Source organism: Ewingella sp. AOP8-B2-18 (assembly GCF_052376015.1).
Lineage (GTDB): Bacteria > Pseudomonadota > Gammaproteobacteria > Enterobacterales > Enterobacteriaceae > Ewingella > Ewingella allii.
In genome coordinates, this window is the sequence record NZ_JBQSVB010000011.1 from 107,685 (window position 1) to 122,470 (window position 14,786).

At 51.5% G+C, this 14,786-nt stretch carries 13 protein-coding genes; 6 read left to right on the forward strand and 7 right to left on the reverse strand.

Features of this window, described 5'->3' with window-relative positions; translation table 11 throughout:
• Window positions 1–288: 288 nt before the first annotated feature.
• From glnA to glnG, 3 genes are all read left to right on the forward strand, one after another.
• A complete protein-coding gene (gene glnA, locus ACT3RR_RS19070; RefSeq protein ID WP_034794466.1) occupies window positions 289–1,698 on the forward strand; it encodes a glutamate--ammonia ligase in 1,410 nt (469 codons plus the stop codon).
• Window positions 1,699–1,931: 233 nt separating this feature from the next.
• A complete protein-coding gene (gene glnL, locus ACT3RR_RS19075; RefSeq protein ID WP_034794669.1) occupies window positions 1,932–2,981 on the forward strand; it encodes a nitrogen regulation protein NR(II) in 1,050 nt (349 codons plus the stop codon).
• Between the two features lie 7 nt (window positions 2,982–2,988).
• On the forward strand, window positions 2,989–4,401 hold the full coding sequence (gene glnG, locus ACT3RR_RS19080; RefSeq protein ID WP_034794464.1) for a nitrogen regulation protein NR(I): 1,413 nt from the start codon (window positions 2,989–2,991) through the stop codon (window positions 4,399–4,401).
• A 77-nt stretch (window positions 4,402–4,478) separates the two neighbouring features.
• Here the strand turns inward: glnG and hemN are convergent, their stop codons facing one another.
• On the reverse strand, window positions 4,479–5,885 hold the full coding sequence (gene hemN / locus ACT3RR_RS19085) for an oxygen-independent coproporphyrinogen III oxidase (protein ID WP_496200924.1): 1,407 nt from the start codon (window positions 5,883–5,885) through the stop codon (window positions 4,479–4,481).
• A gap of 188 nt (window positions 5,886–6,073) precedes the next feature.
• On the reverse strand, window positions 6,074–6,631 hold the full coding sequence (gene yihI, locus ACT3RR_RS19090; RefSeq protein WP_496200925.1) for a Der GTPase-activating protein YihI: 558 nt from the start codon (window positions 6,629–6,631) through the stop codon (window positions 6,074–6,076).
• A 578-nt stretch (window positions 6,632–7,209) separates the two neighbouring features.
• Here yihI and yihA point away from each other — a divergent pair.
• Complete coding sequence (gene yihA, locus ACT3RR_RS19095) at window positions 7,210–7,854, forward strand: ribosome biogenesis GTP-binding protein YihA/YsxC (RefSeq protein WP_353503797.1); 645 nt, start codon at window positions 7,210–7,212, stop codon at window positions 7,852–7,854.
• Between the two features lie 143 nt (window positions 7,855–7,997).
• On the opposite strand, the gene ACT3RR_RS19100 is transcribed toward yihA, so the two are convergent.
• From ACT3RR_RS19100 to ACT3RR_RS19120, 5 genes are all read right to left on the reverse strand, one after another.
• Window positions 7,998–8,045, reverse strand: a complete 48-nt coding sequence (locus tag ACT3RR_RS19100) for a small protein SpfP (RefSeq protein ID WP_071892919.1) — start codon at window positions 8,043–8,045, stop codon at window positions 7,998–8,000.
• A gap of 164 nt (window positions 8,046–8,209) precedes the next feature.
• Window positions 8,210–11,014 carry a DNA polymerase I gene (gene polA / locus ACT3RR_RS19105; RefSeq protein ID WP_496200926.1) on the reverse strand — a complete coding sequence of 935 codons (2,805 nt, stop codon included), beginning with the start codon at window positions 11,012–11,014 and terminating at the stop codon, window positions 8,210–8,212.
• A 378-nt stretch (window positions 11,015–11,392) separates the two neighbouring features.
• A complete protein-coding gene (gene dsbA, locus ACT3RR_RS19110; protein ID WP_353503795.1) occupies window positions 11,393–12,016 on the reverse strand; it encodes a thiol:disulfide interchange protein DsbA in 624 nt (207 codons plus the stop codon).
• Window positions 12,017–12,063: 47 nt separating this feature from the next.
• Window positions 12,064–13,050 carry a serine/threonine protein kinase gene (locus tag ACT3RR_RS19115; RefSeq protein WP_353503794.1) on the reverse strand — a complete coding sequence of 329 codons (987 nt, stop codon included), beginning with the start codon at window positions 13,048–13,050 and terminating at the stop codon, window positions 12,064–12,066.
• Between the two features lie 92 nt (window positions 13,051–13,142).
• On the reverse strand, window positions 13,143–13,412 hold the full coding sequence (locus tag ACT3RR_RS19120; RefSeq protein WP_034794454.1) for a YihD family protein: 270 nt from the start codon (window positions 13,410–13,412) through the stop codon (window positions 13,143–13,145).
• A gap of 149 nt (window positions 13,413–13,561) precedes the next feature.
• Here ACT3RR_RS19120 and mobA point away from each other — a divergent pair, with 149 nt between their 5' ends.
• Together mobA and mobB are read left to right on the forward strand one after the other, a co-directional pair.
• Entirely contained in the window at window positions 13,562–14,146 is a 585-nt protein-coding gene (gene mobA, locus ACT3RR_RS19125; RefSeq protein WP_353503793.1) for a molybdenum cofactor guanylyltransferase MobA, read from the forward strand.
• Window positions 14,143–14,664 carry a molybdopterin-guanine dinucleotide biosynthesis protein MobB gene (mobB, locus tag ACT3RR_RS19130; protein WP_441656205.1) on the forward strand — a complete coding sequence of 174 codons (522 nt, stop codon included), beginning with the start codon at window positions 14,143–14,145 and terminating at the stop codon, window positions 14,662–14,664. Before mobA ends, mobB begins: the two co-directional genes overlap by 4 nt.
• The last annotated feature ends 122 nt before the right edge of the window (window positions 14,665–14,786 follow it).

The window sequence follows — 14,786 nt, forward strand, 5'->3', positions numbered from 1 at the left end:
GTTATGGTGCATACTCAAAAGGTGCAAAAGCCCTTTAAAATGGCGTTGTTTGCATTTTCTCAAAGTTGGCACAGATTTCGCTATTACTTTTAAGGGTGAAAAAAGTCTTATCAGAGCTATTCCCCAGTACGTTGAAGTTGCCACCCAGGCGGCAACCTAAAATTACGCGGGATAAATAAAAGCTGTTTAGGCCACACGCCAGTTCCACTAGGGTTGTTGTTTACAAATAAATGCCAACTAATTGGTTATTCGTTCCACGACGATAATGAGAATTTCGGGAGAACTAGTATGTCCGCTGAACACGTTTTGACGATGCTGAATGAGCATGAAGTGAAATTCGTAGATTTACGTTTCACTGATACCAAAGGCAAAGAGCAGCACGTCACCATTCCATCTCACCAAGTGAGCGCTGACTTCTTCGAAGAAGGCAAAATGTTTGATGGTTCTTCAATCGGTGGCTGGAAAGGTATTAACGAATCTGACATGGTTCTGATGCCAGATGCCAGCACTGCTGTTCTTGACCCATTCTACGAAGAAACCACGCTGATCATTCGTTGCGACATCCTTGAGCCAACTACGCTGCAAGGTTATGACCGTGACCCACGCTCTACTGCAAAACGTGCAGAAGACTTCCTGCGCTCTTCAGGCATCGCGGACACCGTTCTGTTCGGACCTGAGCCAGAGTTCTTCCTGTTTGACGATGTGCGCTTCGGCAGCAGCATCTCCGGCTCTCACGTTGCTATCGACGATATCGAAGGCGCATGGAACTCCAGCACCAAATACGAAGGCGGCAACAAAGGCCACCGTCCAGCGGTGAAAGGCGGTTACTTCCCAGTGCCTCCAGTTGACTCCTCTCAGGACCTGCGTTCTACCATGTGTTTGACCATGGAAGAAATGGGTCTGGTTGTTGAAGCTCACCACCACGAAGTGGCAACAGCGGGTCAGAACGAAGTGGCAACCCGCTTCAACACCATGACCAAAAAAGCTGACGAAATCCAAATCTACAAATACGTGGTTCACAACGTGGCTCACGCATTTGGCAAAACTGCGACCTTTATGCCAAAACCAATGTTTGGCGATAACGGTTCAGGTATGCACTGCCACATGTCTCTGTCTAAGAACGGTAACAACCTGTTCTCTGGCGACAAATACGGCGGCCTGTCTGAAATGGCACTGTTCTACATCGGCGGTATCATCAAGCACGCGAAAGCGATCAACGCCTACGCTAACCCGACTACCAACTCCTACAAGCGTTTGGTCCCGGGCTACGAAGCGCCAGTTATGCTGGCTTACTCTGCGCGTAACCGTTCTGCATCTATCCGTATTCCACACGTATCTAGCCCTAAAGCAGTACGTATCGAAGCTCGCTTCCCAGATCCAGCGGCTAACCCATACCTGGCTTTCGCCGCTCTGCTGATGGCTGGCCTGGATGGCGTTATCAACAAGATCCACCCTGGCGATGCGATGGACAAAAACCTGTACGACTTGCCACCGGAAGAAGAAGCAGAGATTCCAAAAGTTGCAGGTTCTCTGGAAGAAGCCCTGAATGCGCTGAACGAAGACCGTGAGTTCCTGACTCGTGGCGGCGTGTTTACTGACGATGCTATCGACGCTTATATCGCTCTGCGTAAAGAAGAGATGGATCGTGTTCGCATGACTCCACACCCAGTTGAGTTCGAACTGTACTACAGCGTTTAATCGCTACTGAGCGCCGGGCAACTGGCGCTCAAGAAACACCCGACTGAAGGCCAGCAGTGTGAAGACCTTCAGCGTCTTAAAATAAGTAAGACATTTTTTTGTTGCCGTGGAAACTTTCAGCCCATCTTCGGATGGGCTTTTTTCTCCACACTCTTTCCTGCTTAACCAATCTGACCCGTGAATCTGCCGGGTAGCCGGATAAAATGCACCACGACGGTGCGGGAGACAGCGGTATGGCAACTGGTAAGCTGCCTGATTCGGGGCAGATTTTGAATTCTCTAATCAATAGCGTTCTGCTATTGGATGACGAACTGGCTGTGCATTATGCCAACCCTGCCGCACAACAATTGTTGGCGCAAAGCTCCCGGAAACTGTTTGGCACGCCGCTGCCGGAACTGGTGGGCTATTTTTCACTCAATATTGAGTTGATGCGCGAAAACTTACAGGCAGGTCAAGGATTTACAGACAGTGAAGTGACGTTAGTGGTTGATGGTCGGGCACACGTCCTGTCCTTGACGGCGCAGGCTTTGCCAGAAGGTTTTATTCTGGTCGAACTGGCCCCGATGGACAATCAGCGTCGCCTGAGCCAAGAGCAGCTGCAACACGCCCAACAAGTGGCCGCCCGTGATTTGATTCGCGGATTGGCGCACGAGATTAAAAACCCGCTGGGTGGATTACGCGGCGCGGCGCAGCTTTTATCACGCGCCCTGCCCGATCCCGCCCTGCTGGAATACACCAAAGTCATCATCGAGCAGGCAGACCGGCTGCGCAATCTGGTGGACCGACTGCTCGGCCCACAGCGCCCGAGCCAGCACGTGACTCAGAGTATCCATCAGGTGGCTGAGCGCGTTTGCCAGCTGGTCTCGATGGAAAAGCCGGACAATGTTGAGCTAATACGTGATTACGATCCGAGCCTGCCCGAGCTGGCGCACGATCCTGATCAAATAGAACAAATTCTGCTGAACATTACCCGCAACGCCTTGCAGGCTCTGGGTGAGGAAGGCGGAACCATAACATTGCGCACACGCACCGCCTTCCAGATAACCCTGCATGGCGTGCGTTACCGCTTAGCCGCCCGTATCGATATCGAAGATACCGGTCCCGGCGTGCCGGCGCATTTGCAGGATACACTTTTTTACCCAATGGTCAGTGGCCGCGAGGGGGGAACAGGACTGGGCCTGTCTATCGCGCGCAGTTTGATTGACCAGCATTCGGGTAAAGTTGAATTTAACAGTTGGCCAGGACATACCGAATTCTCGGTTTACCTGCCTATTCGCCAGTGAGGTTCTTATGCAACGAGGGATAGTCTGGATCGTCGATGACGATAGCTCCATCCGCTGGGTTCTTGAACGAGCGCTCACTGGGGCGGGCTTAAGTTGCACCGCTTTTGACAGCGGCAATGATGTGCTCGAAGCCATCGCCACCCAAACCCCTGACGTGTTGTTGTCCGATATTCGCATGCCCGGCATGGACGGTTTAGCGCTGCTAAAGCAGATTAAGCAGCGCCACCCGATGCTCCCGGTCATCATAATGACAGCGCATTCTGATTTGGATGCGGCGGTTAGTGCATATCAACAGGGTGCCTTCGACTACCTGCCAAAACCTTTTGATATTGATGAAGCCGTGGCCTTGGTCGAGCGCGCTATCAGCCATTATCAGGAGCAGCAGCAGCCACCGCGCAGCCAGCCTGCCAGCGGCCCAACCGCAGATATCATCGGCGAAGCCCCTGCCATGCAGGACGTGTTTCGCATCATTGGTCGCCTTTCACGCTCCTCCATTAGCGTGCTGATCAACGGTGAGTCTGGTACCGGTAAAGAGCTGGTGGCGCACGCTTTGCATCGCCACAGCCCGCGCGCCAAAGCGCCGTTTATCGCGCTGAATATGGCGGCTATTCCGAAAGACCTGATTGAGTCCGAACTTTTCGGCCATGAAAAAGGCGCGTTTACCGGCGCAAACACCATTCGTCAGGGGCGTTTTGAGCAAGCCGACAACGGCACGCTGTTCCTCGATGAAATCGGTGACATGCCGCTCGATGTGCAAACTCGCCTGCTGCGCGTGTTGGCCGACGGCCAGTTTTACCGCGTAGGTGGCTACGCGCCGGTTAAGGTCGATGTGCGCATTATTGCCGCGACGCACCAAAACCTTGAGCTGCGCGTGCAGGAGGGCAAATTCCGTGAAGACCTGTTCCACCGTCTGAACGTGATTCGCGTCCATCTTCCGCCACTGCGCGAGCGCCGTGAGGATATTCCACGCCTGGCGCGCTACTTCCTGCAAGTGGCAGCCAAAGAGCTGGGTGTGGAGGCTAAAAACCTTCATCCTGAAACCGAAACTGCGCTGACTCGCCTGCCTTGGCCGGGGAACGTGCGCCAGTTGGAGAACACTTGCCGCTGGTTGACCGTAATGGCCGCCGGGCAAGAAGTGTTGATTCAGGACCTGCCGAGCGAACTGTTTGAAAGCTCCGCGCCGGAGTCTAGCGGGCAAAGCCTGCCGGACAGCTGGGCGACGCTGCTGGCACAGTGGGCGGACCGCGCGCTGCGTTCCGGTCATCAAAACCTGCTGTCGGAAGCTCAACCTGAAATGGAGCGCACGCTGCTGACCACCGCGCTGCGCCACACTCAGGGCCACAAGCAGGAAGCCGCACGGCTGCTGGGCTGGGGGCGTAACACCCTGACCCGCAAGCTGAAAGAGCTGGGAATGGAGTAACGCGGGCTGAAATAACTCGCCGTCCGCAGACAAAAACAGCCGCATTAGCGGCTGTTTTTATTTGGACCGAACGCAGATCAAATCACCCGAGAGAACTGCTGCTGGCGCACCTGTTTGCGCAAATAGATATCAAAACACATGCAAACGTTGCGGATTAGCAGACGCCCGCGCGGCGTAACTTGAATGCCGGTTGGGCTGATGTCCACCAGCCCGTCTTTGGCTAATGGCTGAAGCAGCTTCAGATCCTCGGCAAAGTAACTTGAGAAATCAATGGCATAACGCTGTTCGATTGGCTCGAAATCCAGCGCGAAGTGGCAAATCAGCGACTTAATCACCTCGCGGCGCAGGCAGTCATCGTCGGTCATCTCTAAGCCGCGCCACAGCGCGTGGCCGTCGGTTGCGACGCGCCGATAATAGGTTTTTAAGTCTTTCTCATTTTGCGCGTAAGTATCGCCAAGCATGCTGATGGCCGAGACGCCAAGTCCTAGCAGGTCGCTGTCGCCCTGAGTGGTGTAACCCTGAAAGTTGCGGTGCAGCTTGCCTTGCTGCTGGGCGATAGCCAGCTCGTCGTCCGGGCGAGCAAAGTGGTCCATGCCGATAAAGCGATAACCCGAGTCGGTCAGCGAAGAGATGGTTTCTTGCAGAATGCGCAGTTTCTCTTCGGCACCCGGCAAATCCCCATCTTTGATTTTACGCTGGGCGGCAAACAGCTTGGGCATATGGGCATAGTTAAACACGCTGAGGCGGTCGGGGCTGAGTTCAGCCACGCGCTGCAAGGTGTAGGCGAAGCTCTCCGCCGTCTGCTTCGGCAAACCGTAGATCAGGTCGATATTGGTCGAATTGAATCCCAGCGCTTTAGCCCGGGCAATCAAGGCGAAAATAAAGTCTTCGTCCTGTTCGCGATTCACCAGTTGCTGAACTTCTTTATTGAAATCTTGCACGCCCATGCTCAGGCGATTAAAGCCTTCGGCGCGCAGGTGATCGAGCACGTCCAGCTCGATTTCACGCGGATCTAGCTCCAGCGACATCTCGGCGTTGGGCTGGAAGTCGAAATGATCCCGCAGGAGGCCCATCAAACGGCTTATCTGCGCTTTATCCAGATAAGTGGGCGTACCCCCTCCCCAATGCAGCTGACTCACCTGACGGCCTTTAAACAGCGCGGAGCGTTGACGAATCTCTTGCTCTAAGACATTGAGGTACTCTTCCGCTTTATGCTGCTGCCGAGTGACCAGCTTGTTGCAGCCGCAGAAGTAGCAAAGCTTGTGGCAAAACGGGATGTGGACGTACAGGGAGAGTGAGCGATCGGGGTAGCGCTGGGCGGCGCGACGAAAAGCAGCGTCGTCGTAGGTTTCGCTGAATTCGAGAGCCGTGGGATAAGAGGTATAGCGCGGGCCGGAATAGTTATATTTTTGGATCAGGGCCAAATCCCACTCGGCGGTGGGTTGCGATTGAGAAGCCGATGACGCAGCGCTGGTTGAGATCATGATGCTCACTCCTTGCGACGTCTGCTCCTGCGCGAACGCATAACGGGCAGGTGTTTAGCCTGCCGCATCGTGCTCGCATGACGCAAACGTGCTTTGGTTTTCGATAACCGGCGTAGTTTAACGAATAACCAAAGCATATAACATGCAAAGAGTAAGGCTATTGCCGTTGGGATGACCCAGCGCAATTTTTAGAAATCTTCTTTCGGATTCCCGCGCTTAAGCAGCTGCATCATGTCTTCTTTTTTCTCTTCTTCGTCAACTTCGTCGTCTTCATCGCCAAGTTCAATACCCAGCAACTCCATCAACACGTCGATACGGTCAAGAGTCTGATCAACATAAGACTGATCTTCTGCGCTCAGGGTTTCGCCGTCGTCCAGCTTATCCAGCAGGCTATCGAGGCGCGGATCGTTCTCCAGCAGCGTCAGCTCTTCTTCTGGCGGCAGCTGAGGTTTGGCTTCGGCCTGAGGTTTTGCGGTTTTCTTGGCTTTAGTCGCGTTATTGAAAACAGTTTCAACCACCAGCGGCACGGCTTTCTTGCTGCCAATGCGCGGATCGGCTTTCTTGCCACCTGCTGCATTCTGCTCTTTGGCGGCGTCTGGGTTAGCGCGTGAACCCGCTTTACGGCCACGGCGTTTGTTATCACGCTTGCGTTGGCGCGCTTCGATATCGAGTTCAACGCGATTTTTTTTCTTCTTAGGTTTTGCTGTCGCGGTATTGGCGCTCGGCGCTTTCGCTGGCTGTTTCATGGCATCTGCTCTTAGGTGTGTTCAATTAGTATAGATTTGCGGCGGAATCTAGCAGAAAGCGAACAAAGAAAAAAGGCAGCAAGTAAGCCTTGCTGCCTTTTTATCTCCTTCCGAAGAAGGTTATTCTGACATTACGTTCCATGTTTGGTCTCAACGTCCCAATTTTTCCCTTACCTTTCAAAGCGTCCAGCTTTGTTCATCCATGATTGCGATGCAGTTCCTATGATCCATGAAGGCTGATTCATCCGTGCTTCCATTCTTTCCTTCATCGCGTAAGAATTACTTTACCCCAATCAGCTTAAGGCTCAAGATACGCAGCATATGAAGAGAGTGTGATTTCTTGGGTGTTCTGATATCTCACTGAATTTAAATATTTTTATAAATCACGGCGCGAAATAAAGCGTGATAGCCCGCATTTTGAATGGCAAATGTCTTACATCGTGAAGGAATATTTTCTACACCTTCATTTCTATGACCCCTTCTCATCATCATTCGGATCACAAAAACAGAAACGCATCCCGCCCCTGTTGCAGCTATAATCGCCAGCCAGATACCTAAGCATTTCGGAGAAGCACGTTTTGACCAGCCAAACTTACAACTATCATATGACCCATTTCGTCATGAGCGCCCCGGACATCCGGCATCTGCCAAGTGATGAAGGCATTGAAGTCGCATTTGCTGGTCGTTCAAACGCCGGCAAATCCAGTGCGCTAAATACCCTGACCCAGCAAAAAGCGCTGGCGCGTATCAGTAAAACGCCGGGCCGTACTCAGCTGATTAACCTGTTTGAAGTGGAGCCGGGCATTCGTCTGGTCGACTTACCGGGCTATGGCTACGCGCAGGTTCCGGAAGAGATGAAGATCAAATGGCAGCGCTCTTTAGGTGAATACCTGCAGATGCGTAACTCCCTGAAGGGTCTGATCGTACTGATGGACATTCGCCACCCGTTAAAAGACCTCGACCGCCAAATGATTGAATGGGCTGTCGCGGTGGGCACGCCAGTTATGCTGCTGCTGACCAAGGCCGATAAACTGGCGTCCGGCGCGCGTCAGGCTCAGGTCAAAATGGTTCGCGAAGCCGTTAAAGAGTATATGGGCGATATTCAGGTCGAAGCTTTCTCTTCGCTGAAAAAGCAGGGCGTCGATAAACTGAGTCAAAAGTTGGACACTTGGTTCAGCGAGCTGCCGCCTGAAGTGCTGGAAGATGGCCTGTCTGGCGAGTAATGCTGTGTTAGAGATTTGCTAGAGATAGCGAAGAGAAAGGGTGGCCTGCGGGTCACCCTTTTTTGTGGCGAAAAGCCGCGAAAAGGTCGCAAAAGCATAATAAAAAACGCCCCAGACATAAATGCCTGGGGCGGCTAAAATATTCAGCCAAATCCGATTACGTGAAGTAAAAGGTCTGAAAGATAGAACATCTTACCTCTGTACCCTACGAGCGAGACTTTACCCTATTTCTAAAAAAGGAAAAAGACTTTTTTGTAGTTTACTTACACAAAAATTGTATTTTATGCGATCACCCTCATGAAATGACCGCACTATTATGTAGCTTAATTACAGAATGAGATCAAAAGTTGCACTATTAGTGTGCTTCGTCCCAATTCTTACCGACGCCCACTTCAACCTTCAGCGGCACGGCCAGCTCCATACTTCCTTCCATCAGGCTGCGGACCTTCTCGCTCACGGCCTCAACATCGTCGTTGTGGACTTCAAATACCAATTCATCGTGCACCTGCATGATAATGCGCGCTCGTGGGGCATCGGGCTGCAGTAACCAATCGGCGACTTTGATCATCGCGCGTTTGATGATGTCAGCCGCGGTACCCTGCATTGGGGCGTTGATTGCTGCACGCTCAGCGCCTTTGCGACGCATCGCATTGCTGGATTTGATATCTGGCAGATACAGGCGACGACCATCGAGGGTTTCAACATAGCCCTTTTCGGAAGCCTGAGTGCGCGTGCGCTCCATATACTCAAGCACGCCCGGATAGCGTTCGAAGTACAAATCCATATAACGCTGGGACTCTTTACGCGGAATATTCAGCTGGCGAGACAGGCCGAACGCGCTCATGCCGTAAATCAGACCAAAGTTGATGGCCTTGGCGCTGCGACGCTGCTCGCCGGTAACGTTATCCAGCGGCGTGCCAAACACTTCTGCCGCCGTGGCTTTATGGATATCTTTGCCTTCGGCGAACGCTTTCAGCAGACCTTCATCCTTGGAAAGATGAGCCATGATGCGCAGCTCGATTTGCGAGTAGTCCGCTGCCACGATGCAGTGGTCTTTCGGCGCGATAAACGCCTGACGAATACGCCGCCCTTCCTCATTGCGCACCGGAATGTTTTGCAGATTTGGATCGCTCGAAGACAAGCGCCCGGTCGCCGTCACCGCCTGATGGTAAGAGGTGTGTACGCGGCCGGACTGCGGGTTAATCATCAGCGGCAGCTTGTCGGTATAGGTCGATTTGAGCTTGGCTAAGCCGCGATACTCGAGAATGACTTTCGGCAGTGGGTAGTCCAGCGCCAGTTCCGCCAGCACTTCTTCATTAGTCGAAGGCGCGCCGCCCGGCGTTTTTTTCAGAATAGGCAGTTTCTGTTTTTCATACAGAATGGCCTGTAGCTGCTTGGTGGAAGAGAGGTTAAATGGCTCCTCCGCCAGTTCGTGCGCTTTGGTTTCCAGCTCGGCCAGGCGAATTGTCAGCTCTTTGGAGTGAGCCGCCAGAATATTTTGGTCAATCAACACGCCCGTGCGCTCAATGTGCGACAACACCGGCACCAGTGGCATTTCAATCTCATTGAATACCGTGGTGAGCGTGGCGCTTTCCTGAATCTTTGGCCACAGGGCCTGATGCAGTTGCAACGTGACATCAGCATCTTCTGCGGCGTAAGGGGAAGCCTGCTCGAGTGCAATCTGGTTGAAGGTCAGCTGGTTCTTACCTTTACCGGCAATTTCTTCGAAGCTGACTGTCTTATGGCCTAAGTAGCGATCGGCCAGGCTGTCCATGTCATGGCGGCCGGACACGCTGTCCAGCACGTAAGACTCGAGCATGGTGTCGAAAGCGATGCCTTTCAGCTCGATGTCATAGCGCAACAGAATGCCGCGATCGAACTTCAGGTTCTGCCCCACTTTCAGCTGCTTTTCATCCTCAAGCAGAGGCTTGAGCTGGGCCAGCACTTCACTGCGGTCGAGCTGGGCTGGCGAATCAAGGTAGTCATGGGCCACCGGCAGGTAAGCGGCCTTGCCCGGCGCGACGGCAAATGACAGGCCAATCAGGTTGGCTGTCAGGGTATCCAGACCATCGGTTTCGGTATCAAAAGCAAAAACGTCGGAAGCTTTGAGATAGCCAATCCACTCATCCAACGTCTCTTGATCCAGAATGGTGACATAGCCCTCTTGAGACAGCTGGGCGCGCTCCACCGGCTCGCCGACGGCAATCTCAATCTCTTCACCGCCCTTTTTCTTGCTGGCCGCGGGTTTAGCCGCGCCTTTCTTGCCAGACAGCCAAGTGCCGGCTTCCACATCGGCCAGCCAGCGTTTGAACTCATAGCGGGCGAACAGGCCTTGTAGCTCGGCGGCGTCAGGTTCGGCGACAGTCAGCTCGCCACAGGTGATGTCCAGCTCAACGTCAGTTTTGATGGTAGCCAGCTGGTAAGAGAGGTAAGCCACCTCTTTATTCTCACCCAATTTCGCACCCATGGTTTTAGCACCACGGAAGCTCAGCGTTGCGATTTTATCGAGATCGGCATACAGCGCATCCAGGCCGCCAATCCCCTGTAGCAATGCCTGCGCGGTCTTCTCGCCAACGCCTGGAACGCCGGGGATGTTGTCGGAAGAGTCTCCCATCAGTGCGAGGAAATCGATGATCAGCTCAGGTGGAACGCCATACTTCTCAACCACTTCGTCTGGGCCAAGAATCGCGTTATTCATGGTGTTGATCAGGGTCACGCCCGGCGTCACCAGCTGCGCCATGTCTTTATCGCCGGTACTGATCAGCACGGCATGGCCAGCTTTTTCAGCTTCCAATGCCAAAGTGCCGATGACGTCATCGGCTTCAACCCCAGAGACAACCAGCAGCGGCAGGCCCATGGCTTTCACCATCTGGTGCAGTGGCTCGATTTGAGCCCGCAGGTCGTCCGGCATTGGAGGACGGTGCGATTTATATTGATCGAAAAGTTCGTCACGGAAGGTTTTGCCTTTCGCATCAAAAACGACGGCAACGTGGCTCGGAGTGTATTGCAGCAGCAGACTACGCAGCATGTTCAGCACGCCGTACATCGCACCGGTTGGCTCCCCGGCCGAGTTGGTCAGCGGAGGGAACGCGTGGTAGGCGCGGTAAAGGTAAGACGAACCGTCTACCAGGATAAGTGGGTTTTCTGCTATCTGGGCCATAACTCTTCTTTATTCGTGATCTGACATGCTCTAAGGATGCCATAGCTGAGGATAAAGGCGAACCTTGAGAGATAAATTGATAACAAACTTGCGAGGGATCTCGCGGGATCACCCTGTGGATAACTTTGTGAGTAAAATTCATATCAGGGAAATTATTATGAAATCGAGTGAGAGGGTATTAATTTTTAGCTACGGGTTTCATGCAGTTAAACCGTTTTAAATCTAAAAAAAGTTGTCATAGAAGTTTAACGGTTAATGTGGATATTATAATTCTCCATTATTAATATGCTGCGGTTTTATATTTCTATGGCATCTATTTAATGGGTAATGCCTGGATAAAAGAAATGCCAGCTTAATGCTGGCATTTCGATTTAGAAATTACTTCTGCTTCGCTAAGAAGTTAACAACATCAGAGAATTGCTTAGTGTAGATATCCATAGTGGTGGTATCCAGACCATCATTTTTGACCATGTATTTACCGTTCACGAATACAGATGGCACACCCTGCAGATTCAAATCTTGTGCTGCTTTCTCTTGCTGTACGACCAGAGATTTCACCACGAAGCTGTTCAGCGCCGCGTCATAATCTTCGCCTTTAACACCCGCCTCAATAAAGACTTTGCGAATATCATCAGCGTTTTGAACCGTCTGCTTTTTTTGCACCGCTTCAAACATCAGCGGGCTAACTTTATCTTCAACACCCAGCGCAATGGCCACAGCCCAAGCTTGGGTCAGCTGTTTGCCTAATGGGCCAAGGAATTCAGCATGATATTTAGCGTATTTAACCCCCTCTGGCAGGTTCTTACGAATATTGTCAGATACATGCCAAACTTGTTCGAACTGATAGCAGTGCGGGCAATAGAATGAGAAGAACTCAAGAACCTGAGGCTCACCGGCCGCTGGCTTATCAAGCGTTACGTACTGCGTGCCATTAGAAAATTGTGCAGCTGATGCGCTGAAGGCCATAACCATACCAATCAGTGCCAGGAATATCTTTTTCATATCAAACCTATCTCCATTTAATTAAATATTTAGCGTTTATTCACGACTCAGTACATTGGCATCAGCTGTAAAGGTGGCGCCTGTAATTTCTTAATCTGCTCGTTAAATACGGCAGACTGATTAAACCAAAAGTCTTCATCTTTCATCCAAGGGAAGCTCTTTGGAAAAGCAGGATCTTCCCAACGACGCGCAACCCATGCGAGATAATAGACCATCCTCATTGCTCGCAAAGGTTCGATGAGTGATAACTGACTGGCGTCGAAGTCAGCAAATTCGCTGTAAGCTTCAAGCAAGATATCCAGCTGTAGCCGCTGATCGCTTTGGTCTCCATGCAACAGCATCCACAAATCCTGCACTGCCGGGCCGTTTCTCGCATCATCCAAATCGACAAAAATCGGGCCGTCGCGCCACAGGATATTTCCCGGATGACAATCGCCGTGCAGGCGCAGTGGCCTCCAATCCTGATGCCAATACTCACCAATGGTGGCGATCAGGCTGTCGGTCGTTGCAAGGAATGCCGCGCGCTGGCGTGCAGGAATTAAAGATGAGTTTTCGAGAGTAATGCGAGGTTGATTCAGATATTCATCCAACCCCATGGTTGGCCTGGACACAAACAGGCTTTCACTGCCTACCTGATGTATACGCCCAAGAAAACGCCCAACCCATTCTAATTGGTCGAGATTATCAATTTCATACTGACGCCCGCCAACGCTTGGGAACACCGTAAAGAGGAAGCCTTGGTAAGAATGGAGAGTCGTTCCCTGAATACTTAGGGGAGCAACTGCTGGAACTTCCGCATCGAGCATATCCTGCGAGAAAGCGTGCTCCTCAAGGATTTGTTCTTCACTCCAGCGTTCCGGCCGGTAAAACTTCACCACATAACGTTTTTTGTCTTCACCAAGAAACTGGTAGACGCGGTTTTCATAACTGTTTAATGCGGTGAGGCCAGATTCTGCCATTAATCCGACGCTTTCTAACGCATCGAGGATCAGATCTGGCGACAAGGCCTGGAAATTGAAAGCGGAATTGTTCATAACTTCATTCAGATAGGCCGTACGGAAAAATGACAATACGAAATAGTATCATCGATTTTTGGCGAGTCGCATGAAGTTCACATAAGTTTACATCAATCCTTAATAATTCCACGTGCACGTAAAATGGCGGTTTTGAAATCATCCTCATAATCTTTCTTGAGGCCCGGAATTTCTGCCGTGCTCTCGCTACCGCGCATTTTGAGGTGATATATCAACATATCATCGCTTAGCTCAGCGAGCGGCCCCTGATATCCACACTCGGTGGCCAGTTTCTGCAAAAATTGCAGCAAATTCATATCAGAATCGTTCTTCCATGCTGGATGAAGCAGTTCAATAAGCTCATTTAGGCGATGCTCTTTCATAATAATGTCCTTTTATTGGCAGTAGTCACACAAAATATCAGGCTTATTTCCTCAGGGGAAGGGAGAGTTAAAACAGCCGATTAAAACCTGATTCATCACAATGTTTGGCGTTACAATCGCAGGAAAGAGGGTCGAGAAGGGTGAAGAGAATGAGCACGGACGAGATAACGGGGGTCATTTTAGCTGGCGGGCGCTCGACGCGGATGGGGCAGGATAAAGGCACGATCCGAGCCGCAGGTAAGATGCTTTTTGAGCATATTGCCGAAAGGCTACGCCCGATGGTGGGTGATATCGTGATTAATTCGAACCAAAATCCACGGGTTTATGGTCAACACTTCACCGTGATTCCTGATATCACTCAAGATTATGCCGGCCCTCTTGCCGGGATGCTGGCAGGTTTAAAAGCTGTTAATACTCAATGGGCGCTGTTTGTCCCGTGCGATGTCCCATCGTTCCCACGTGACTTGGCCGAGCAATTTACTGCGCATAGCTGCCAACACTCTGCTGTCTATGCGCGAGACGTTTCAAGAGATCACCCCACACTGTGCTTGCTGGACAAAAGAATCATTCCTGAGCTGGAGAGCTATTTAGCAAAAGGTGAAAGAAAGGTCATGTTTTTCTTCAAGCAGATCAACGCGCTACCCGTGATATTCGATGATCCTAAGGCTTTCGCTAATCTAAATACTCCAGCAGATGTCGCCCTGTGGGAAAAGACATTAGGCCAGTTACCATGAATAAGTTATCTATCCCACTACTTGGCGTCGTGGCTTACAGCGGCACGGGTAAAACAACGCTTCTCAAGCAACTCATCCCTTATTTAAAGGCTAAAGGAGTGCGAGTCGGACTTATCAAACATACCCACCATGACGTAGATGTCGATACACCCGGCAAAGATAGTTTTGAGTTAAGGAAGGCGGGTGCCCATCAGACCATGGTTGCCAGCAGCCAGCGCTGGGCATTAATGACAGAAACGCCAGAGGCTGACTCCCTGGATCTTCACTATCTTGCCAGCCGTTTCGACAGCAACTCATTAGATTTGATCTTGGTTGAAGGCTTTAAGCATGAAGAGATAGATAAAATCGTCTTGTATCGGCAGGGCGCCACTAAAGCATTTGAAGGGCTGATAGACAACAATGCTATCGCGGTATGCAGCGATACACCACTCGACAACGCTCTCCCATCCTTAGATATCAATAAGATAGAGGACGTTGGCCAGTTTGTGATCCACTGGCTTAACAATCGCGCGCGGTGATCACTAAGCCATAACGCAAAAAGCCCCCCGGCTCGTAAGAGCAGGGGGGCTTCTTTGTTTGCCGCTTTGCCGTGTCCCACATAGCAAAAAACCCCGGCCTTTCGGCTGGGGTTTCTCACTTT